General features: G+C 51.2%; 23 protein-coding genes and 1 other annotated feature. Of the genes, 10 read left to right on the plus strand and 13 right to left on the minus strand.

The window, feature by feature from the left end:
- Positions 1-13 precede the first annotated feature (13 nt).
- The 8 genes from ihfA to thrS all read right to left on the minus strand — a co-directional run bounded on the left by ihfA (position 14) and on the right by thrS (position 7,164).
- On the minus strand, positions 14-313 hold the full coding sequence (ihfA, locus tag ACKI5T_RS01260) for an integration host factor subunit alpha (protein WP_003857805.1): 300 nt from the start codon (positions 311-313) through the stop codon (positions 14-16).
- A gap of 4 nt (positions 314-317) precedes the next feature.
- Positions 318-2,705, minus strand: a complete 2,388-nt coding sequence (pheT, locus tag ACKI5T_RS01265; RefSeq protein WP_407435017.1) for a phenylalanine--tRNA ligase subunit beta — start codon at positions 2,703-2,705, stop codon at positions 318-320.
- Between the two features lie 15 nt (positions 2,706-2,720).
- Positions 2,721-3,704, minus strand: coding sequence for a phenylalanine--tRNA ligase subunit alpha (gene pheS, locus ACKI5T_RS01270; RefSeq protein WP_012017123.1), 984 nt, complete (start codon positions 3,702-3,704; stop codon positions 2,721-2,723).
- Positions 3,705-3,744: 40 nt separating this feature from the next.
- Positions 3,745-3,868: a sequence feature (Phe leader region), on the minus strand.
- On the minus strand, positions 3,819-3,863 hold the full coding sequence (gene pheM, locus ACKI5T_RS01275; protein ID WP_001386830.1) for a pheST operon leader peptide PheM: 45 nt from the start codon (positions 3,861-3,863) through the stop codon (positions 3,819-3,821). Its footprint overlaps the feature before it by 45 nt.
- Before the next feature lie 118 nt (positions 3,869-3,986).
- Entirely contained in the window at positions 3,987-4,343 is a 357-nt protein-coding gene (gene rplT / locus ACKI5T_RS01280; protein WP_012017122.1) for a 50S ribosomal protein L20, read from the minus strand.
- Positions 4,344-4,395: 52 nt separating this feature from the next.
- On the minus strand, positions 4,396-4,593 hold the full coding sequence (gene rpmI, locus ACKI5T_RS01285) for a 50S ribosomal protein L35 (RefSeq protein WP_012017121.1): 198 nt from the start codon (positions 4,591-4,593) through the stop codon (positions 4,396-4,398).
- A gap of 96 nt (positions 4,594-4,689) precedes the next feature.
- Positions 4,690-5,232, minus strand: coding sequence for a translation initiation factor IF-3 (infC, locus tag ACKI5T_RS01290; protein ID WP_071818735.1), 543 nt, complete (start codon positions 5,230-5,232; stop codon positions 4,690-4,692).
- Positions 5,233-5,235: 3 nt separating this feature from the next.
- The gene (gene thrS, locus ACKI5T_RS01295) at positions 5,236-7,164 is read right to left on the minus strand and encodes a threonine--tRNA ligase (protein WP_407435020.1); all 1,929 of its coding nucleotides are present in this window, start codon (positions 7,162-7,164) and stop codon (positions 5,236-5,238) included.
- Between the two features lie 322 nt (positions 7,165-7,486).
- Between thrS and yncL the strand changes: the two genes are divergently transcribed.
- Together yncL and yniD are read left to right on the plus strand one after the other, a co-directional pair.
- The gene (yncL, locus tag ACKI5T_RS01300) at positions 7,487-7,579 is read left to right on the plus strand and encodes a stress response membrane protein YncL (protein WP_407435022.1); all 93 of its coding nucleotides are present in this window, start codon (positions 7,487-7,489) and stop codon (positions 7,577-7,579) included.
- Positions 7,580-7,645: 66 nt separating this feature from the next.
- Positions 7,646-7,753, plus strand: a complete 108-nt coding sequence (gene yniD, locus ACKI5T_RS01305) for a small membrane protein YniD (protein WP_096759519.1) — start codon at positions 7,646-7,648, stop codon at positions 7,751-7,753.
- Positions 7,754-7,963: 210 nt separating this feature from the next.
- Here the strand turns inward: yniD and ACKI5T_RS01310 are convergent, their stop codons facing one another.
- Positions 7,964-8,197, minus strand: coding sequence for a hypothetical protein (locus tag ACKI5T_RS01310; RefSeq protein WP_407435025.1), 234 nt, complete (start codon positions 8,195-8,197; stop codon positions 7,964-7,966).
- Between the two features lie 262 nt (positions 8,198-8,459).
- A complete protein-coding gene (locus ACKI5T_RS01315; RefSeq protein ID WP_041689381.1) occupies positions 8,460-9,218 on the minus strand; it encodes a YdiY family protein in 759 nt (252 codons plus the stop codon).
- A 305-nt stretch (positions 9,219-9,523) separates the two neighbouring features.
- Between ACKI5T_RS01315 and pfkB the strand changes: the two genes are divergently transcribed.
- The 3 genes from pfkB to ACKI5T_RS01330 all read left to right on the plus strand — a co-directional run bounded on the left by pfkB (position 9,524) and on the right by ACKI5T_RS01330 (position 11,815).
- The gene (gene pfkB / locus ACKI5T_RS01320) at positions 9,524-10,456 is read left to right on the plus strand and encodes a 6-phosphofructokinase II (protein ID WP_133630453.1); all 933 of its coding nucleotides are present in this window, start codon (positions 9,524-9,526) and stop codon (positions 10,454-10,456) included.
- Between the two features lie 102 nt (positions 10,457-10,558).
- A complete protein-coding gene (ghoS, locus tag ACKI5T_RS01325) occupies positions 10,559-10,849 on the plus strand; it encodes a type V toxin-antitoxin system endoribonuclease antitoxin GhoS (RefSeq protein ID WP_407435027.1) in 291 nt (96 codons plus the stop codon).
- 105 nt (positions 10,850-10,954) lie between these two features.
- Positions 10,955-11,815 (plus strand): fructosamine kinase family protein, encoded by an 861-nt coding sequence (locus ACKI5T_RS01330; protein WP_407435029.1) that lies wholly within the window; start codon positions 10,955-10,957, stop codon positions 11,813-11,815.
- Positions 11,816-11,865: 50 nt separating this feature from the next.
- Here the strand turns inward: ACKI5T_RS01330 and ACKI5T_RS01335 are convergent, their stop codons facing one another.
- Positions 11,866-12,402: a YniB family protein gene (locus tag ACKI5T_RS01335; protein ID WP_407435031.1), complete on the minus strand. Its 537-nt coding sequence runs from the start codon at positions 12,400-12,402 to the stop codon at positions 11,866-11,868.
- A gap of 146 nt (positions 12,403-12,548) precedes the next feature.
- Between ACKI5T_RS01335 and hxpB the strand changes: the two genes are divergently transcribed.
- From hxpB to ACKI5T_RS01355, 4 genes are all read left to right on the plus strand, one after another.
- Positions 12,549-13,220, plus strand: coding sequence for a hexitol phosphatase HxpB (gene hxpB, locus ACKI5T_RS01340; protein ID WP_407435033.1), 672 nt, complete (start codon positions 12,549-12,551; stop codon positions 13,218-13,220).
- A gap of 145 nt (positions 13,221-13,365) precedes the next feature.
- Complete coding sequence (gene kduD, locus ACKI5T_RS01345) at positions 13,366-14,127, plus strand: 2-dehydro-3-deoxy-D-gluconate 5-dehydrogenase KduD (RefSeq protein WP_407435034.1); 762 nt, start codon at positions 13,366-13,368, stop codon at positions 14,125-14,127.
- Positions 14,128-14,221: 94 nt separating this feature from the next.
- Positions 14,222-14,812, plus strand: coding sequence for a metal-dependent hydrolase (locus ACKI5T_RS01350; RefSeq protein ID WP_407435036.1), 591 nt, complete (start codon positions 14,222-14,224; stop codon positions 14,810-14,812).
- A gap of 127 nt (positions 14,813-14,939) precedes the next feature.
- Positions 14,940-16,331, plus strand: coding sequence for an L-cystine transporter (locus ACKI5T_RS01355; RefSeq protein WP_407435038.1), 1,392 nt, complete (start codon positions 14,940-14,942; stop codon positions 16,329-16,331).
- 46 nt (positions 16,332-16,377) lie between these two features.
- Here the strand turns inward: ACKI5T_RS01355 and cedA are convergent, their stop codons facing one another.
- A complete protein-coding gene (gene cedA, locus ACKI5T_RS01360) occupies positions 16,378-16,632 on the minus strand; it encodes a cell division activator CedA (protein ID WP_407435139.1) in 255 nt (84 codons plus the stop codon).
- Between the two features lie 206 nt (positions 16,633-16,838).
- Between cedA and katE the strand changes: the two genes are divergently transcribed.
- On the plus strand, positions 16,839-19,097 hold the full coding sequence (katE, locus tag ACKI5T_RS01365; protein ID WP_407435040.1) for a catalase HPII: 2,259 nt from the start codon (positions 16,839-16,841) through the stop codon (positions 19,095-19,097).
- A 39-nt stretch (positions 19,098-19,136) separates the two neighbouring features.
- Here the strand turns inward: katE and chbG are convergent, their stop codons facing one another.
- On the minus strand, positions 19,137-19,895 hold the full coding sequence (chbG, locus tag ACKI5T_RS01370) for a chitin disaccharide deacetylase (RefSeq protein WP_407435042.1): 759 nt from the start codon (positions 19,893-19,895) through the stop codon (positions 19,137-19,139).
- Between the last annotated feature and the right edge of the window lie 9 nt (positions 19,896-19,904).

The raw sequence follows: 19,904 nt of genomic DNA on the forward strand, positions 1-19,904 counted from the left end.
TTAGTTAGTTCAATTACTCTGCTTTGGGCGTTGCGTTTTCGACACGGCTTTTTAACTTCTGTCCGGGTCTGAAGGTCACCACGCGGCGGGCTGTAATGGGAATATCTTCCCCCGTCTTCGGGTTACGGCCCGGACGTTGGTTTTTGTCTCGCAAATCAAAATTGCCAAAACCGGACAGTTTAACCTGCTCACCGTTTTCCAGAGCACGACGGATCTCTTCGAAAAACAGTTCTACCAGTTCTTTGGCATCCCGTTTGCTAAGCCCAAGCTTATCAAACAGATATTCTGACATTTCAGCTTTTGTAAGCGCCATAGGTTCAATCCCTCAATGATGCCTGGAATCGCTCTTTTAATGCCTCTACACATTTGGCGACGGTAGCGGCAATCTCCTCTTCTTCGAGTGTACGGCTGGTATCCTGAAGGATAAGGCTAATAGCGAGGCTCTTAAAACCTTCTGCTACGCCCTTGCCGCGGTACACGTCAAATAAGTTTACGCCAACTACCTGATTTACGCCAACTTTCTTACATTCGGCCAAAATATCTGCTGCGGGCACATTTTCAGCCACCACAACGGCGATATCACGACGGTTCGCCGGGAAGCGAGAAACGTCCTGAGCCTGAGGAATGACGCGGTCTGCGACCTTGTTCCACTCCAGTTCAAACACCATCGTACGGCCATTGAGATCCAGTTTGCGCTCAAGCTCTGGGTGAACAACACCAATGAAACCAATGCGTTCATCGTGTAAATAAATGGCAGCACTTTGGCCCGGATGCAGGCCCTGGCAGGCTTCAGCACGGAATTCGATTTCAGATAATTTACCGGTCAGATCAAGAACAGATTCCAGATCGCCTTTCACATCGTAGAAATCAACGCTGTTTTTCGTCATATCCCAATGCTCATCGTAGCGGTTGCCACAGATGGCACCTGCCAGCATCAGATCCTGGCGAATGCCCAGGTCAGCCTGCGTATCAGGAACAAAACGCAGACCGGTTTCGAAAATACGGACGCGGCTCTGCTGACGGTTCTGGTTATAAACGATGGTGCCGAGCAGACCGGTCAACAGGGAAAGACGCATTGCAGACATTTCGCTGGAGATCGGGTTCGGCAGAATCAGGGCTTCGTGACCCGGATGCACCAGCTGCTGCAGTTTTGGATCAACGAAGCTGTAAGTAATCACTTCCTGATAACCTTTGTCATTAAGCATGGTTTTCACACGCTTTAACGACAGATCGGCTTCACGGTGCGTGCCCATGATCAGACCTGCTTGTACCGGCTCATCGGGAATATTGTTGTAGCCGTATACACGCGCCACTTCTTCCACCAGATCTTCTTCGATTTCCATATCAAAACGCCAGCTCGGCGCAATGGCCTGCCACTGATCCTGACCGTCCGTGACTTCACAGCCCAGGCGACGCAGAATGTCGCTGACCTGCGCATCGGCAATATGATGGCCAATCAGACGATCAAGTTTAGAGCGGCGCAGCGTGATGGTTGCACGCTTTGGCAGCGTTGCTTCGTTGGTCACATCAATGACCGGACCGGCTTCACCGCCGCAAATGTCGATCAGCAGGCGAGTCGCACGCTCCATCGCTTTATGCTGAAGCGCTGGATCGACACCGCGCTCATAACGGTGAGACGCATCGGTATGCAAACCATGACGACGTGCGCGACCGGTGATAGACAGCGGGCTGAAGAATGCGCATTCCAGCAGAACGTTCTGGGTTTCGTCATTCACGCCTGAATGTTCACCACCAAAGATGCCGCCCATTGCCAGCGCTTTGTTGTGATCGGCAATAACTAAGGTGTCTGCGTTGAGTTTCGCTTCGCTACCGTCAAGCAGAACCAGGGTTTCACCCTCTTTCGCCATACGCACCACAATGCCGCCGTCGATACGATCTTTATCGAAAGCATGCATCGGCTGGCCCAGTTCGAGCAGCACGAAGTTGGTGACGTCAACAACCGCGTCGATAGAACGAATGCCACAGCGACGCAGTTTCTCTTTCATCCACAGCGGTGTTGGCGCCTTAACGTTGATGCCTCTCACTACGCGACCCAGATAACGCGGGCAAGCATCAGCGGCCTCAACCTGAATCGGCAGCGTGTCGGTAATAGTTGCCGCCACTGGCGCAATTTCTGGCGCGTTCAGATCGGTTTGATTTAGTACGGCCACATCGCGAGCCACGCCGATAATGCCTAAGCAGTCGGCACGGTTCGGGGTGACGCTGATTTCAATCATGTTGTCATCGAGCTTAAGGAATTCGCGAATATCGGCGCCAATCGGCGCATCGACAGGAAGTTCGATGATGCCGTTATGGTCGTCGGAAATCCCGAGCTCAGAGAAGGAGCACAGCATCCCTTCTGATGGTTCGCCACGCAGTTTGGCGGCTTTGATTTTGAAATCGCCCGGCAGAACTGCGCCCACAGTGGCCACGGCTACTTTCAGTCCTTGACGGCAATTTGGCGCGCCACAGACGATATCCAACAGACGTTCGCCGCCAACGTTCACTTTTGTAACGCGCAGCTTGTCAGCATTTGGGTGCTGACCGCATTCGACCACTTCACCGACAACTACGCCGTTAAATGCGCCGGATACCGGCTCAACGCCATCCACTTCCAGACCGGCCATGGTGATCTGGTTAGAAAGCGCTTCGCTATCGAGGTTCGTGTTTACCCATTCGCGTAACCACAGTTCACTGAATTTCATTGTTCTGTCCTGCCTTTATTTAAACTGTTTGAGGAAACGCAGATCGTTTTCGAAGAATGCGCGCAAATCGGTTACGCCATAACGCAGCATCGTCAGACGCTCCATGCCCATACCGAAGGCAAAGCCGGAATAGATTTCCGGATCAATACCCACGTTGCGCAGAACATTAGGGTGAACCATGCCGCAGCCCAGAACTTCGAGCCATTTGCCGTTTTTACCCATCACGTCAACTTCCGCAGACGGTTCAGTGAACGGGAAATAGGATGGACGGAAACGAACCTGCAGATCTTCTTCAAAGAAGTTGTTCAGGAAGTCGTGAAGCGTGCCTTTCAAGTTGGTAAAGCTGATGTTTTTATCGACAATCAAGCCTTCCATCTGATGGAACATTGGCGTGTGGGTCTGATCGTAGTCGTTACGATATACGCGACCCGGCGCGATAATACGGATCGGCGGAGCTTGTTCCTTCATGGTACGGATCTGCACGCCAGAGGTCTGAGTACGCAGCAAACGCGTAGCATCAAACCAGAAAGTGTCGTGGTCAGCGCGTGCCGGATGATGGCCAGGAATATTCAGTGCATCGAAGTTATGGTAGTCGTCTTCGATTTCCGGGCCTGTCGCCACGGTAAAGCCGAGCTCACCGAAGAAACTTTCAATGCGATCGATGGTACGAGTCACCGGATGCAGGCCGCCGTTCTCGATACGACGCCCCGGCAAGGAAACATCAATCGTTTCTTCAGCCAGGCGCGCGTTCAATGCAGCGCTTTCCAGGTCAGATTTACGCGCGTTTAACGCTTGCTGAACCTGTTCTTTAGCTTCGTTGATGACCGCACCTGCAGCCGGGCGCTCTTCGGGCGGAAGCTCCCGCAGCGTGGTCATTTGAAGGGTCAAATGCCCTTTTTTACCCAGATATTCGACGCGGACATTGTCTAATGCGGCAACATCTGAGGCTTGATTAATGGCGGCCGTTGCATTGGCAACCAGCTCTGCGAGATGTGACATGTTTTTCCTCGTTATGTGGCGATATTCATCAGCAGTAGAAACAAAAAAAGCCTCCATCAGGAGGCTTTCTGGCGCTGTTTTTCGTTTCATCTTTCATGCGCTAGCCTCCTGAAATCAGGTGCTAAAGTAAAAGAAGAAGCGGAAAATAGCAGCATTCATGCTTGCGTTACCTTATGTGGTACATGCCGTAAGACCTTATTGGAAAGGCTAGACGGGGAATTGTCAATTATTTGATGGTCTTGTGAAACAAAAGAGGGAGCAAAGCCCCCTCTTTCAACTGGCTTATGCCAGTGCTGCTTTCGCTTTTTCGACCAGAGCGGTGAACGCTAATTTGTCGAATACTGCGATGTCAGCCAGAATCTTACGGTCGATTTCAACAGAGGCTTTTTTCAGGCCGTTGATGAATTTGCTGTAAGAAATACCGTTCTGACGTGCTGCTGCGTTGATACGCGCAATCCACAGTTGACGGAACTGACGCTTACGTTGACGACGGTCACGGTAAGCATACTGACCAGCTTTGATAACAGCCTGGAAGGCAACGCGGTATACGCGTGAACGCGCACCGTAGTAGCCTTTGGCTTGTTTCAAAATTTTCTTGTGACGTGCACGGGCAACTACACCACGTTTTACGCGAGCCATATGTGCTCTCCTGTATCTATTCTAATTAAAAAGTTAAAAAAACGTTAACGACTTATGCGTACGGCAGGCACGCGATAACCAGACCCAAATCGCCTTTAGAAACCATGGCTTTTGGACGCAGGTGACGTTTACGCTTGGTAGCTTTTTTAGTCAGAATGTGACGCAGGTTAGCACGCTTGTGTTTAAATCCACCTTTACCGGTTTTTTTAAAACGCTTAGCAGCACCGCGTACGGTCTTAATTTTTGGCATTTTAATAACTTCCACTTCGCATTGTTAATAAACGAAACATAGGCGAACAAGACCTGTGAAGACCGAGGGCTCCACAGATCCTGCTACTTGAAGGCCTTACTGTTTCTTCTTAGGAGCGAGCACCATGATCATCTGGCGGCCTTCGATCTTCGATGGGAAGGATTCGACCACTGCCAGTTCACTCAGATCGTCACGGACGCGATTAAGCACTTCCATACCAATCTGCTGGTGAGCCATCTCACGACCGCGGAAACGCAGTGTGATCTTAGCTTTATCACCCTCTTCCAGAAAGCGTACCAGGCTGCGGAGTTTTACCTGGTAATCGCCATCGTCGGTGCCAGGTCGGAATTTGATTTCCTTAACCTGAATAACTTTTTGCTTTTTCTTCTGTTCCTTAGAAGACTTGCTCTTTTCATAGAGGAACTTGCCGTAATCCATGATACGACAAACTGGCGGCTCGGCGTTAGGGCTGATTTCGACTAAGTCTACTCCGGACTCTTCTGCTTTTTCCAGAGCTTCTCTCAGACTCACAATACCAAGCTGCTCGCCTTCCAGACCTGTTAAGCGAACTTCTTGCGCGCGAATTTCGCTATTAATACGATTCGGGCGCGCCGTTTGAACTCGTTTTCCGCCTTTAATACCTTATACCTCCAGTTGTTGAAGACTGCGGCTGCGAATCTCAAGTCGCAGCTTCTCAATCACTTCATTTACGTCCAAACTGCCCAAGTCTTTACCACGGCGGGTGCGAACGGCAACTTTGCCTGATTCCACCTCTTTATCACCGCAGACCAACATGTAAGGGACACGACGTAATGTGTGCTCACGGATTTTAAAGCCAATCTTCTCATTTCTCAAGTCCGCTTTTACGCGAATGCCCGCATTTTGTAGTTTCTGCGTCAATTCTTTAACGTAATCAGCCTGAGAATCGGTAATATTCATCACTACAACCTGCACTGGCGCAAGCCAGGTTGGGAAGAAGCCCGCGAATTCTTCGGTAAGAATACCGATAAAGCGTTCAATAGAACCCAGAATCGCACGGTGAATCATAACCGGAATCTGACGCTCGTTGTCTTCACCTACATAAGAGGCGCTTAAACGCTGCGGCAGAGAGAAGTCCAGCTGAACCGTACCGCACTGCCAGGCGCGGTCGAGACAGTCATACAGTGTAAATTCAATTTTCGGACCGTAGAATGCGCCTTCACCCAGTTGATATTCAAACGGAATGTTGTTTTCTTCAAGCGCAACTGCCAGATCCGCCTCAGCACGATCCCAGGTCTCGTCACTGCCGATACGTTTTTCCGGACGAGTTGAGAGTTTGACCACGATTTTCTCGAAGCCAAAAGTGCTATACATATCGTAGACCATACGAATACAGGCGTTAACTTCATCACGCACCTGCCCTTCAGTACAGAAGATATGCGCGTCATCCTGAGTAAAGCCGCGTACACGCATCAGACCATGCAATGCACCTGATGGTTCATTACGATGACAGCTACCGAACTCCGCCATACGCAGCGGCAGGTCACGGTAAGATTTCAGACCCTGGTTAAAGATCTGAACGTGGCCAGGACAGTTCATCGGTTTGATGCAGTATTCACGGTTCTCTGAAGACGTCGTAAACATCGCATCTTTATAGTTGTCCCAGTGGCCGGTTTTTTCCCACAGCACACGGTCCATCATGAACGGGCCTTTCACTTCCTGATACTGATATTCTTTCAACTTAGAGCGTACGAAAGTTTCCAGTTCACGGAAGATAGTCCAGCCATCGTTATGCCAGAAGACCATACCCGGCGCTTCTTCTTGCATATGATACAGGTCGAGTTGTTTACCGATTTTACGGTGGTCACGCTTCGCCGCTTCTTCCAGACGAACCAGATAAGCATTCAGGGCTTTTTTGTCTGCCCAAGCGGTACCATAAATACGCTGCAACATCTTATTGTTGCTGTCGCCACGCCAGTACGCACCGGCAATCTTCATCAATTTGAAGTGGTGACAGAAACGCATGTTCGGCACGTGCGGTCCACGACACATGTCGACATATTCTTCGTGATGATACAAGCCTGGCTTGTCATCATGCGAAATGTTCTCATCAAGAATAGAAACTTTGTAGTTTTCGCCACGCTTCACAAAGGTTTCACGCGCTTCGTGCCAGCTGACATTCTTCTTGATGACATCGTAGTTCGTTTCGGCGAGCTCGTGCATACGTTTTTCGAGCGCGTCGATGTCTTCCTGAGTCAGCGTATGATCAAGATCAACGTCATAGTAGAAGCCGTTATCAATAACCGGGCCAATCGCCATTTTGGTATTCGGCCACAGCTGCTTGATAGCATGGCCCAACAGGTGCGCGCAGGAGTGACGAATGATCTCAAGACCTTCGGCATCCTTGGCGGTAATGATGGAAAGCTGTGCGTCGTTTTCAATCAGATCGGAAGCATCAACCAACTCACCGTTTACGCGACCAGCGATGGTGGCTTTAGCCAGGCCAGGTCCAATGTCGAGGGCAACATCCATCGGGCTTACGGCACGGTCAAAATGGCGTTGACTGCCATCAGGAAGAGTAATTACAGGCATTTTATATCCTTATTTGCAGTGATGCCCCACACATAAGAGCATATACAAAGAAAATAATCGTGTTTTGACAATGGATTACGACACCATCTGACCAACAATCGTCAAATTGGCTCGCCATCCGACACATCACCGTAATCAGACAAACTCTGATTTACGATCTGTTCCCAGATGGTAACACTAACAAAAGGGGGAATGCACTCCCTGCGCGCGATTGATATATCAACAGCTTTCGGAGGCGTGAAGTGAGTTTTCTGCGTGACGCTCGCAATCTCATTTTGCTGGGCTACGCTTTCACAAGACCTTACAACGAAGGGGGCAAAGTATGAATGTTTCCAGCAGAACGGTTATCATATTGAATATTCTCTCTGCCGCGGTACTGGTCATGCTGCTAGCGAGCAAGTTTAACTGGTTTTGACTCTACGGGTAGGCTATACATCCTGTATATTCATAAAGAGATGTAAGCAAATCACAAGGAAGAACTATGCCATCAAAACGCTTTGCGAAAAAACACTGGAAAATGGTGGTGGTATTAATCGCTATCTGCGCAGCGATGTTATTATTACGCTGGGCGGCAATGTTATGGGGCTAGAGAAACACCTTAACATTACGTGCTTTAATACAAAATGTATTAGGCGTAATGCAAATGGGTGATTTAACTCTTACACAGCTAATACACTGACTCGTAAATCTTTGAATAAATTTACATCTTATCCCATGTTAAAAACCGGTACGTCAGAATCCGGTTTTTACAGGGATAAATGATTCCAATAATATTACGCAATAGAATCACCCATTAAGATTAAGACCATTCACCCGCCACAAGTTTGTGCACATCAAATGCATCATTCATTGACTGCCCAGTGGACTGTGAACCCGGCGCGATGTTTGAACCCGCTTCAACATCAGAAGCGCGAGTAATACCGATTTGAGTTGAGGTGTCACTGGCAGACTGTGTAGTAGAATCAGCAGCAAATACGCCAAATGAAAGTGCTGAAAGCACCATTGCTGCTGCAGCGGTTTTGAATTTATTCATAATGTTTTTCTCTTTCTCAATTAATGCAGAACAACTTGAGGCGAATAAATGCCTGTGTTGATAGTGTAGATCTGGATCACACTTTTGCATAGTCAATTTATTTATCAAAAGTTGTCAAATAAACTGAAGTTTTATCAAGAGAGAGAATTATGAAGAAATTATGGAGATAGCGAATTAATACGTTATTTAAAACGCTGTTTACGTTTTAATAGCACGCTTTGTTAAAATAAAAATGGGCCGATAATATTTCGGCCCGAGAGAATTACATTTTGTAACCTAAGGAAATCGTGGTTCTGCGGTCTGTGTGTTCCGGAGCGGAAGCCGGTGGTTCAGAGTTCCAGGTAACGTTGTAAGCAACCTTCAAACCAAAGTGTGCGTTAATCGCCACATTCAGCGCAGTCTCTGAGTTCAGCGTCGTATCATCCGCACCAAATACGGAGACACCCTGCGTGAATTTGGCGTTATCAGTGAACTGCCACGCATAGGTGCCAGACGCATAACCCAGCGGTTGTGTTTTGGTTTCGCCATCTGTGTATTCGTCATAACGTACACCAGGACCGAATTCGAAACGGAAACTGTGTACCGGTCCGTTCAGGAACTGACGACCATAACCCGCAGTGAACACATCACGCTGACGGTAGCCGTTATAGCGGTCTGTTAACCAACTCGCCTGTCCGAAGAGATAATCCGTATCGGTCATGTTGTAACGGCTACGACCGCCTACCGCATACTTCTCAGAAGAACGCTCGTCGTTAGAGGAAGTATTACTCGCATTACCCCACAGTGACCAGGCTGTACTTTCGCCATACCAGGTCATGGTGGTATCAGCCGTCAGGGAAGAGCTTTTAGTGTTACCCGATTGCGCCAGATAACCGGCGTTAAGGTTGCCTTCAAACGGTTTCTGCGCAGTGGAAGGGTCATCCATGACAGTAAAAACGGTGTCATCAGCGGCTGCATACATCGAGGCAAACACGCCTCCCGCCAGCATCATTGCAGCGGGTACTGTCTTCAAAAGCTTCATTTTTAAGGGAGTCCGTACAACAAAAAAAGAGACCATCACGGTCTCGGAAACTTTCTTGAGGATCAATGAGAAGGCATCCGTAGAAAGGTAACAAATTATAAAAAGGCTCATATAACATAGCAATGATTTCTTATTTCATTTTTTGAATAAGAACGATCTTAAACCGACTTTTATTTCATATTAAAAAGCCGCTATTGCCTTAGAATTGCCTTACACATTTATATTAAAAATCATACTGTTATTTACTTTCTTTTCTGTCCAATGGGTGCCAGGCTTAACGAAGCCCATGCTAAAAGGAGGTCACAATGGTACATATTTACACTTTGACGCTCTCCCCTTCTCTCGACAGTGCCACCCTAACACCTCAGATCTACCCTGAGGGCAAACTCCGCTGCAGCGCTCCCGTCTTTGAACCCGGCGGCGGAGGCATCAACGTCGCACGCGCGATAACTCAGCTTGGCGGTAAAGCCACTGCCATATTTCCAGCCGGAGGCGCAACCGGTGAACATCTGGTGGCGTTGCTGGCAGACGAACGAGTGGCCGTAGACACCGTTCAGGCCAAAGACTGGACGCGGCAGAATTTGCACGTTCACGTCGAATCCAGCGGTGAACAGTATCGTTTCGTTATGCCCGGCGCCATGCTGACGGACGATGAATTTCGTCAGTTGGAAGAAAAGGTTATGGCGATTGAAAGCGGGTCCCTACTGGTGATCAGCGGGAGTCTGCCGCCAGGCGTCAAAACCGAAAAACTCACGCAACTGATCCACGCGGCGCAAAAACAGGGCCTGCGCTGTGTCGTGGATAGTTCTGGCGACGCACTGACGGCAGCGCTGGAATCCGGCAATCTGGAGCTCATCAAGCCGAACCAAAAAGAGTTGAGTGCGCTGGTGAATCGCGCATTAACGCAGCCAGACGATGTGCGTGACGCAGCTCAGGAATTGGTACGCAGCGGGAAATCACGCCGCGTGGTGGTTTCACTTGGGCCGCAGGGTGCGCTCGCCGTTGACGAGTCAGGATACGTTCAGGTCGTTCCCCCACCGATGAAAAGCCAGAGCACCGTGGGTGCGGGTGACAGCATGGTCGGCGCGATGACGCTAAAACTTGCACAAGGTGCATCCTTGCTGGAGATGACGCGTCATGGCGTCGCGGCTGGTAGCGCCGCAACTATCAATAAAGGGACGCGACTCTGCTCTCTCGCTGATACGCAGAAAATCGTCAACTATCTCACTCAACAGTAACCCCAGCTTCCCCCTTATCCCAGGGGGAAGTGTGCATAAAGTCGCCAAAATGGCGCAATCGACTATGCTAAAAAAACTTTCATGATAACAACGAGGTGAAATATGAGCAGTGGTGATATCACCCGCTACGTGGTAATCGTAAAAATTCATGAAGATTCGCTGACCGAGCTCAACGAAATCACCAATCATCTTTCGCGAAGCGGTTTTTTGCTCACGATGGCTGATGAGGAAGGAAACATTCACGACCTGGGCATCAACACCTTTGGTCTGATCAGCGCCCTCAGCGCTGATGAAGTGAAAACGCTGGCCAGCGGTCTGGTCAAAAGCGCGACAGGCAAAGAAGCCGCCATTCAGGTGAATACCTGGGAAGAGTGGCAAAAAAGCGAACAATAAGTGCCCTGTATACATCCAAACGGCTCAGGTGTGCGTTAGCTCGTATTATTTAACGGCGGTTCTGCGCTAACTTTATGATCTGGCGGACAACATGGGAGAATCATCATGTGGCAGGCTATCAGTCATCTGTTAAATGAACAGCTGGGCGAAGGGGACATTGAACTGCGTAACGAGTTGCCGGGCGGAGAGATCCACGCCGCATGGCACCTGCGGTTTGCGGGACGCGATCTCTTCGTGAAATGTGATGAGCGGGAGCTTCTTCCTATCTTCACCGCCGAAGCCGATCAGCTTGAGTTATTGTCGCGCAGCAAAACCGTCTCAGTGCCAAAAGTCTGGGCGCTGGGTAGCGATCGTGACTATAGCTTCCTGGTGATGGACTATCTCCCTGCCCGCCCACTGGACGCACACAACGCCTTTTTGTTGGGCCAGCAGATCGCGCGGCTGCATCAGTGGAGCGATCAACCGCAGTTTGGTCTCGATTTTGATAACGATCTTTCGACTACACCGCAGCCCAACGCCTGGCAGCGCCGCTGGTCGACCTTCTTTGCGGAACAACGCATCGGCTGGCAGCTGGAGCTCGCTGCGGAAAAAGGTCTCGCGTTTGGCAACATCGATGCGATCGTAGATCACGTACATCAGCGACTTGCATCGCACCAGCCGCAACCGTCATTACTCCACGGTGATTTGTGGTCTGAAAACTGTGCGTTAGGTCCAAACGGACCGTATATTTTTGACCCCGCCTGCTACTGGGGCGACCGGGAATGCGACCTGGCGATGCTACCGCTACATCCTGAACAACCGCCGCAAATCTATGACGGCTATCAGGCCATTTCCCCACTGCCTCCGGATTTTCTTGACCGACAACCGATCTATCAGCTCTACACGTTGTTTAACCGGGCGATTTTGTTTGGAGGGGAGCATTTGGTGAATGCCCAACGCGCGTTGGATAGGGTTTTAGCGGCATAGACGTGGGAAAATAGTCATGAAAACGGGTGGTCAAAACCACCCGTTTTGCTTTACAGAAAACCCAGCAATGAAAAGAAGAAATATCCTCCGACGATAATAATCACCGGCAAAACGTACAGCGGGAATATCTGCAGTAAAATGGTGTGATGCGGCACCACAATGCGTGATTCAATCTGCTCGCGCGTTAACCCATCTACACCCTTCGCTTGTTCCAAAATCAGTTGATCTTCAACGCCTTCGCGCAGAAAACGGGTCTGGCGACTCATACGTGCGCCCGACGCTTGCAGCGCTAGCGCGATAAAGATCATTGCAAAGATAATCCAGAACATAATGTTCAGTTGGTGCTGAAAATCAGGCGTAGGTGAGTTGTACCAGAAGAAATTCAAAAAAGGCGTATTAAAGCGCATCATCTCAATCATAACATGTGCAAAATCAAGCATAACCGCATTAATGCCCGCCTGTTTTTCACTGTGGTCATACATGAATTTCAGCACTGAAATCAGCGTAGAAATCAGCGCTGGGATGAAAATCACCCATCCGGCCACGCGTTTTAGCACTGCTATGCGTCCAGCTTGTTGATACGTCATCAGTTCCCCTTGATAAAGACGCTCTATTTGAGCCTAAGTTTACCCTCAGGTGGCGAATTTCGCCTGATCTTTAAAAGCGATATGGTAAATTGCTCTGAGTACCTGATTAAACCTTCCGCTGTATCCCTACGAAAGGAGATGTTGTCATGTCGACCCCGCACCAAATTGTTGCTGCCATTTTCGATATGGATGGATTACTGATCGATTCTGAACCTCTGTGGGATCGTGCTGAACTGGATGTGATGGCAAGCCTCGGGGTGGACATCAGCCGCCGCGGAGAGCTTCCCGATACACTGGGCCTGCGCATTGATATGGTCGTCGAGCTTTGGTATGCGCATCAACCGTGGAGCGGTCCGAGCCGTGAAGAGGTCACCGCCCGCGTGATTAGCCGAGCCATCGCCCTCGTCGAAGAAAAACGTCCGCTATTGCCTGGCGCCCGCGAAGCCATTGCGCTGTGCAAATCCCAGGGGTTAAAAGTCGGTCTGGCCTCCGCCTCGCCGCTGCATATGCTGGAAAAAGTGCTGGAGATGTTTGATCTACGCGACAGCTTTGACGCTTTGGCCTCGGCAGAAAAACTGCCGTACAGCAAGCCGCATCCACAGGTGTATATGGACTGTGCCGCGAAACTGGGTGTTGATCCACTGGCCTGTGTGGCACTGGAGGATTCCGTGAACGGCATGGTCGCATCTAAAGCGGCACGCATGCTTTCGATTGTCGTTCCCGCCGAAGAAGGCCAGCACGATCCGCGCTTTGCGCTGGCAAATGCCAAACTGACGTCACTCGTCGATTTAATACCCGCTCACCTTTTCGGCCAGTAAATCGCTTTTCGGGCAACGTACGGTTGCCCGAAAACATGACCGCCATAATATTTTTAAAACATCATTTCATTTTAATTTGTATTTCCCCTCAACGGCTTCTATTCTTACCTCCAGAACGACAATAACCCTATACTCTGAGGTACATATGATACTGGATGCCTTTAATCTTTCGGGAAAAGTCGCCATCGTGACGGGATGCGACACAGGCTTAGGCCAGGGAATGACGCTTGGGCTCGCGCAAGCGGGATGCGATATTGTAGGTGTAAACCGCAAAATCCCCGAAGAGACGGCAGCCAAAGTCATCGCCTTAGGCCGACGTTTTATGGCGATACAGGCAGATCTCAGCAAGCAAGACGCTATAGATGACATCGTGAGCAAAACCGTCGCTGAGATGGGCCGTGTCGATATTCTGGTGAATAACGCAGGTACCATTCGCCGGGAAGACGCGCTGACCTTCAGTGAAAAAAACTGGGATGACGTGATGAACCTGAATCTCAAATCAGTTTTCTTCCTGTCCCAGGCCGTGGCGCGCCAGTTCATTGCGCAAGGCGAAGGTGGCAAAATCATTAATATCGCCTCAATGCTCTCCTTCCAGGGCGGGATTCGCGTGCCCTCCTATACGGCGTCCAAAAGCGGTGTATTAGGTATCACGCGCCTGCTGGCGAACGAGTGGGCAACGCACAAGATTAACGTCAATGCCATTGCACCCGGTTATATGGCGACTAACAATACCCAGCAGTTGCGCGATGACGAGCAGCGCAGTAAAGAGATTCTGGATCGCATCCCGGCCGCACGTTGGGGTACGCCTGACGATCTGCAAGGCCCGGTCGTGTTCCTCGCTTCAGCCGCGTCGGATTATATCAGCGGCTATACCCTTGCCGTTGATGGGGGCTGGCTGGCGCGATAGCGTCGCTTTGTGACAAAGAGTTACACCGTAACCTCTTCCGCCTACTGTACAAAAACCCTATACTGTATGAATTGACAGTTTTGTGGGTTTTATCATGACGGCGGAAGGCCACCTCCTTTTTTCAATTGCCTGCGCAGTGTTTGCCAAAAACGCTGAGCTGACCCCTGTGCTGGCGCAGGGAGACTGGTGGCATATCGTTCCGTCTGCGGTCCTCACCTGCTTGCTACCGGATATTGATCATCCAAAGTCATTTTTGGGGCAACGGTTAAAATGGATAGCCAAGCCTATCGCTCGTGCCTTTGGTCATCGCGGATTCACGCACAGCCTGCTGGCGGTTTTTATTCTACTGACCTGCTTTTACCTTAAAATTCCCGAAACTTGGATTGTCCCGGCAGATGCTATTCAGGGAATGGTGCTCGGCTATTTAAGCCATATCCTTGCTGATATGCTCACGCCCGCCGGTGTCCCGCTGCTCTGGCCGTGTCGCTGGCGTTTCCGCTTTCCTATTCTGGCCCCGCAAAAAGGCAACCAGTTGGAACGCGTGTTGTGCATGGCGCTGTTCGCTTACGCCGTCTGGATGCCACAGACCCTGCCCGAAAATGGTGCAGTGCGCTGGTCGTCGCAAATGATCAATACGCTGCAATTTCAGTTCAATCGTTTTATTAATCATCAAATTGAACGTTAAACCAACAAAATAATCACATTTGTCATAAACCATTCCATTTGGATATAAGCGCCACATCACACTTCTGATAATCTTGCGCCAACATGATCGGAATATACCGATCGGATTATAAATCAGGAGAACGGGGATGAATTTTCCACTAATCGCGAACATCGTGGTGTTCGTTGTCTTGCTATTGCTGCTGGCGCAGACGCGTCACAAGCAGTGGAGCCTGGCGAAAAAGGTACTCGTAGGTCTGGTCATGGGTGTGGTATTTGGTCTGGCATTGCAGGCGATTTACGGCTCCGATAACCCAGTTCTGAAAGATTCCATTCAGTGGTTTAACGTTGTTGGTAACGGCTACGTCCAACTGCTGCAAATGATCGTCATGCCGCTGGTCTTCGCCTCTATTCTGAGCGCCGTGGCCCGTCTGCATAACGCTTCACAGCTCGGTAAAATCAGCTTCCTGACCATTGGCACTCTGCTTTTCACCACGCTGATCTCGGCGCTGGTCGGTGTGCTGGTGACCAATGTGTTTGGCCTGACCGCTGAAGGTCTGGTCCAGGGCACCGCGGAAACCGCGCGTCTGACCGCGATCGAAACCAACTATGCAGGCAAAGTGGCGGACCTGAGTGTCCCACAATTGCTGCTCTCATTCGTGCCGAAAAACCCGTTTGCCGATCTGACTGGCGCAAACCCAACGTCTATTATTAGCGTGGTCATTTTTGCGGCCTTCCTGGGTGTCGCGGCGCTGAAACTGCTGAAAGACGATGCGCCGAAAGGCCAGCGCGTTCTGACAGCCATCGACACGCTGCAAAGCTGGGTAATGAAACTGGTTCGTCTGGTCATGCAATTGACGCCATACGGCGTTCTGGCACTGATGACCAAGGTCGTCGCGGGGTCTAACCTGCAGGACATCATCAAGCTGGGCAGCTTCGTGATTGCCTCTTACCTCGGTCTGGGCATCATGTTTGTTGTTCACGGCATCCTGCTGGGTGTGAACGGCGTCAGCCCGCTGAAATACTTCCGTAAGGTCTGGCCGGTGCTGACGTTCGCGTTCACCAGCCGCTCCAGCGCGGCGTCTATTCCGTTGAACGTTGAAGCGCAAACTCGTCGTCTGGGTGTGCCGGAATCCATCGCCAGCTTCTCAGCCTCTTTCGGTGCAACCATCGGTCAGAACGGCTGTGCGGGTCTGTATCCGGCCATGTTGGCGGTTATGGTTGCGCCAACCGTCGGCATCAACCCGCTTGATCCAGTATGGATCGCGACGCTGGTCGGCATCGTGACCGTCAGCTCCGCCGGTGTGGCAGGTGTGGGTGGCGGTGCGACGTTTGCAGCGCTGATCGTACTGCCTGCGATGGGTCTTCCGGTAACGCTGGTTGCACTGCTGATTTCCGTTGAGCCGCTGATCGACATGGGTCGTACCGCGCTGAACGTCAGCGGTTCCATGACCGCTGGTACGCTGACCAGCCAGTGGCTGAAGCAGACCGACAAAGAGATTCTGGATAGCGACGAAAACGCCGAACTGGCGCACCGTTAATCCTGCCAAAACAAAAAACCGCCCTCGGGCGGTTTTTTTATGTCTGTTATTCCTGAATATCTTCATCCTGACGGATTTGCATCGCCCAACGCTGGGCTGCTTCCGGCTCACTAAAAGCGGGAGAACGGCGGAAATGTTCACTCATCAGGACAAACGCCACATATTTTCCCCGTAACTGCCAGACATCGCGAAAGCCATCTACCTTCAGGGCGTGAGCGGGCGGCGCGGGTTCGACGCGAGGCACGTAGCTAATGACAGGACGGTTTTGTTGACGAAATGATTTCATAAGCAGCTGGTTCACTAAAACAAATTCTGGAAACAGGAAATTCCTATCATAGCCGATTCCCACCCCGTGCGTCGCGCCCGGCATGCGACGCATGCCTCCTTTCGCTAAACGTCCAGTCTGAAAATTCTCAGTTTGCCCGTCAACAAATCACATTGTTCTATAGTTAACAGGGTTTTTCGCAACAACGATCCACTTCAGCAATGAAAAAGGAGACGAGTGGAATGTCGCATAATGATAAGACACATCAACCTCAACCATCGCCCATCCACGGGACAGAAGAGTCAAAACCGGGCATGGATTCGCTGGCGCCTGAAAACGGTTCGCATAAACCGACGCCTGAATCTTCAGCCCCTGGCGAGCAACCGACCGCACCGGGCAGCGTGAAATCACCGGAAACCGGCAACGATAAACTTCAATCGCTGGAACCTCACCGCAAGGGGGGCGAAAATTATGCGCTGACAACCAATCAAGGCGTGCGCATCGCCGACGACCAGAATTCTCTACGCGCCGGGAATCGTGGCCCGACGCTGCTTGAAGACTTTATTCTGCGCGAAAAAATCACCCATTTTGACCACGAGCGCATTCCGGAACGTATCGTTCATGCCCGCGGTTCTGCCGCACACGGTTATTTCCAGCCGTATAAAAATCTCAGCGACATTACCAAAGCCGACTTCCTTTCCGACCCCGACAAAATCACGCCCGTGTTCGTGCGTTTTTCTACCGTTCAGGGCGGCGCCGGCTCTGCTGATACCGTGCGTGATATCCGTGGTTTTGCCACCAAGTTCTACACCGATGAAGGGATTTTTGATCTCGTCGGCAATAACACACCGGTATTCTTTATTCAGGATGCGCATAAATTCCCTGACTTTGTCCATGCCGTCAAACCGGAACCACACTGGGCAATTCCGCAGGGACAAAGCGCGCACGACACCTTCTGGGACTATATTTCTCTCCAGCCTGAGACGCTGCATAACGTGATCTGGGCCATGTCCGATCGCGGTATTCCGCGCAGCTACCGCACGATGGAAGGGTTTGGTATTCACACGTTCCGCATGATCAATGCGGAAGGGAAAGCAACGTTCGTCCGTTTCCACTGGAAACCGGTGGCGGGTAAAGCCTCGCTGGTGTGGGATGAAGCGCAAAAGCTGACCGGACGCGACCCTGATTTCCATCGTCGCGAGCTGTGGGAAGCGATCGAGGCGGGCGATTATCCGGAATACGAGCTTGGGTTGCAGCTGATTGCGGAAAAAGATGAGTTTAAATTTGATTTTGACCTGCTCGATCCCACCAAGCTCATCCCTGAAGAACTGGTCCCGGTACAACTGGTCGGCAAAATGGTGCTCAACCGCAACCCTGATAATTTCTTTGCCGAAAACGAACAGGTGGCGTTCCACCCGGGTCATATTGTTCCGGGGCTGGACTTCACCAACGATCCGCTCCTTCAGGGCCGTCTGTTTTCGTATACCGATACGCAAATCAGCCGTCTCGGCGGACCAAATTTCCACGAAATCCCGATCAATCGCCCAACCTGTCCGTACCATAATTTCCAGCGCGACGGGATGCACAGACAGGATATCGATACCAATCCGGCGAATTATGAACCCAACTCCATCAACGACAACTGGCCGCGTGAAACGCCACCTGCCGCTAAACGGGGAGGTTTTGAGTCATATCAGGAACGGGTCGAAGGGACAAAAATCCGCGAGCGTAGCCCGTCGTTCGGCGAATATTACGCCCACCCTCGCCTGTTCTGGCAAAGCCAGACGCCGATTGAGCAGCAGCATATTATTGGGGCCTTCAGCTTTGAATTAAGCAAAGTGGTGCGCACCTATATTCGCGAGCGCGTCGTTGATCAGTTGGCGCATATCGACATCCAACTGGCGCAAGGCGTTGCCGATAATCTGGGCATTACGCTCACCGACGAGCAGCGTCATCTTGCGCCACCGAAAGACGTTAACGGGCTGAAAAAAGACGCGTCACTGAGCCTGTACGCCGTGCCTAGCGGCACCATAAAAGGTCGTGTCGTCGCGGTGCTGTTGAACGATAAAACCCGCTCAAGCGACGTGCTGGCGATCCTGCAAGTGCTCAAATCCAAGGGCGTACACGCCAAACTGCTCTATTCCCGAATGGGCGAAGTGACGACCGATGACGGCTCCGTTCTGCCGATCGCGGGGACATTCGCGGGTGCGCCGTCGCTGACTGTTGATGCCGTGATCGTACCGTGCGGTGATATTCAGAGCCTGCTCGGCAACGGTGACGCCGCCTATTATCTGCTTGAGGCGTACAAACACCTGAAACCGATCGCTCTGGCGGGTGATGCGCGACAGTTCAAATCGCTGTTGAAAGTGGCCGATCAGGGCGAGGAAGGCATTGTTGAAGGTGACGGTGCTGACGGTCAGTTTATGGAGCAGCTGTTCGACCAAATGGCTGCGCACCGTGTGTGGTCCAGAAGCAGTAAAATCGCCAGTATTCCGGCGTAATAAAATCGCCGGGTATTCACTACCCGGCGATATTTCACCTCATAAATCCAGGAACGACCCCAGACGATACCCGCGTTCTGCAATCGCATATTTCAGCGAGGGCGACGTTAGCACGTCCAGCTCCGCCAGGCGCGGCCAGCAATAGGCACTTTTACGCACCGTATTATCGACAAAGGCGGGATGGGCCATCATCTCAAACGACTGCTCACCCCGTGCAGCAGAAGCATCCAGCACCTGCAAGAACAGCGTTTCGCTGATCTCATCGCCATAAAAATCGCTGCTGTATCCTTGGGTGGTTGGCGCACGACTCAGCGCCAAATCGTGAGAGGCTTGCACCTGACGGTCCACGCGCATCGCTACACCCTTTCGCGCCGCAAACTCGGCGACCAGCGGGAAAATAGCCGGGATCATATGCACATGATGGTGACTGTCGATATGCGTCGGTTCGCTTCCGAAAAGATCGACAAAACGATTAAACTGACAATCCAGTTCACGCGCAATTTCATCGAGCGGTAGCGTCCCCTGCTCCGCCATTTGCCAAATCCACTTCCCCAGTTGCCCGCTGCGCGTCAGTCCAGGCATCGGCGACAGCGGCATCCCGAGCGTTAATACAAAATGCATCCCCACGCCCAGGCCCGGCAACTCACGACTTAGCGCGGCGGCATGTTCGACCGCTTCGCCATTGACCATCGCGGTGGTGGACGTCACCACCCCATGGCGACAGGCTTCAACGATGCCGTAGTTTTGCCCCTTCGACAGACCAAAATCATCGGCGTTTACGATCAACAGCTTGTCCATTTTCGCCCT

It is taken from the genome of Lelliottia sp. (genome assembly GCF_045627565.1).
Taxonomy (GTDB): Bacteria; Pseudomonadota; Gammaproteobacteria; order Enterobacterales; family Enterobacteriaceae; genus Enterobacter.

Bases quoted from the DNA above. Each gene is read 5' to 3' on its own strand.
- ACKI5T_RS01315 (WP_041689381.1), bottom strand. From the start codon at position 9,218: ATGAAGCTTTTGAAGACAGTACCCGCTGCAATGATGCTGGCGGGAGGC.
- thrS (WP_407435020.1), bottom strand. From the start codon at position 7,164: ATGCCTGTAATTACTCTTCCTGATGGCAGTCAACGCCATTTTGACCGT.
- ACKI5T_RS01350 (WP_407435036.1), top strand. From the start codon at position 14,222: ATGACGGCGGAAGGCCACCTCCTTTTTTCAATTGCCTGCGCAGTGTTT.
- pheT (WP_407435017.1), bottom strand. From the start codon at position 2,705: ATGAAATTCAGTGAACTGTGGTTACGCGAATGGGTAAACACGAACCTC.
- katE (WP_407435040.1), top strand. From the start codon at position 16,839: ATGTCGCATAATGATAAGACACATCAACCTCAACCATCGCCCATCCAC.
- pfkB (WP_133630453.1), top strand. From the start codon at position 9,524: ATGGTACATATTTACACTTTGACGCTCTCCCCTTCTCTCGACAGTGCC.
- yncL (WP_407435022.1), top strand. From the start codon at position 7,487: ATGAATGTTTCCAGCAGAACGGTTATCATATTGAATATTCTCTCTGCC.
- hxpB (WP_407435033.1), top strand. From the start codon at position 12,549: ATGTCGACCCCGCACCAAATTGTTGCTGCCATTTTCGATATGGATGGA.
- ACKI5T_RS01355 (WP_407435038.1), top strand. From the start codon at position 14,940: ATGAATTTTCCACTAATCGCGAACATCGTGGTGTTCGTTGTCTTGCTA.
- rpmI (WP_012017121.1), bottom strand. From the start codon at position 4,593: ATGCCAAAAATTAAGACCGTACGCGGTGCTGCTAAGCGTTTTAAAAAA.
- rplT (WP_012017122.1), bottom strand. From the start codon at position 4,343: ATGGCTCGCGTAAAACGTGGTGTAGTTGCCCGTGCACGTCACAAGAAA.
- yniD (WP_096759519.1), top strand. From the start codon at position 7,646: ATGCCATCAAAACGCTTTGCGAAAAAACACTGGAAAATGGTGGTGGTA.
- ACKI5T_RS01310 (WP_407435025.1), bottom strand. From the start codon at position 8,197: ATGAATAAATTCAAAACCGCTGCAGCAGCAATGGTGCTTTCAGCACTT.
- pheS (WP_012017123.1), bottom strand. From the start codon at position 3,704: ATGTCACATCTCGCAGAGCTGGTTGCCAATGCAACGGCCGCCATTAAT.
- ghoS (WP_407435027.1), top strand. From the start codon at position 10,559: ATGAGCAGTGGTGATATCACCCGCTACGTGGTAATCGTAAAAATTCAT.
- chbG (WP_407435042.1), bottom strand. From the start codon at position 19,895: ATGGACAAGCTGTTGATCGTAAACGCCGATGATTTTGGTCTGTCGAAG.
- ACKI5T_RS01330 (WP_407435029.1), top strand. From the start codon at position 10,955: ATGTGGCAGGCTATCAGTCATCTGTTAAATGAACAGCTGGGCGAAGGG.
- ihfA (WP_003857805.1), bottom strand. From the start codon at position 313: ATGGCGCTTACAAAAGCTGAAATGTCAGAATATCTGTTTGATAAGCTT.
- ACKI5T_RS01335 (WP_407435031.1), bottom strand. From the start codon at position 12,402: ATGACGTATCAACAAGCTGGACGCATAGCAGTGCTAAAACGCGTGGCC.
- kduD (WP_407435034.1), top strand. From the start codon at position 13,366: ATGATACTGGATGCCTTTAATCTTTCGGGAAAAGTCGCCATCGTGACG.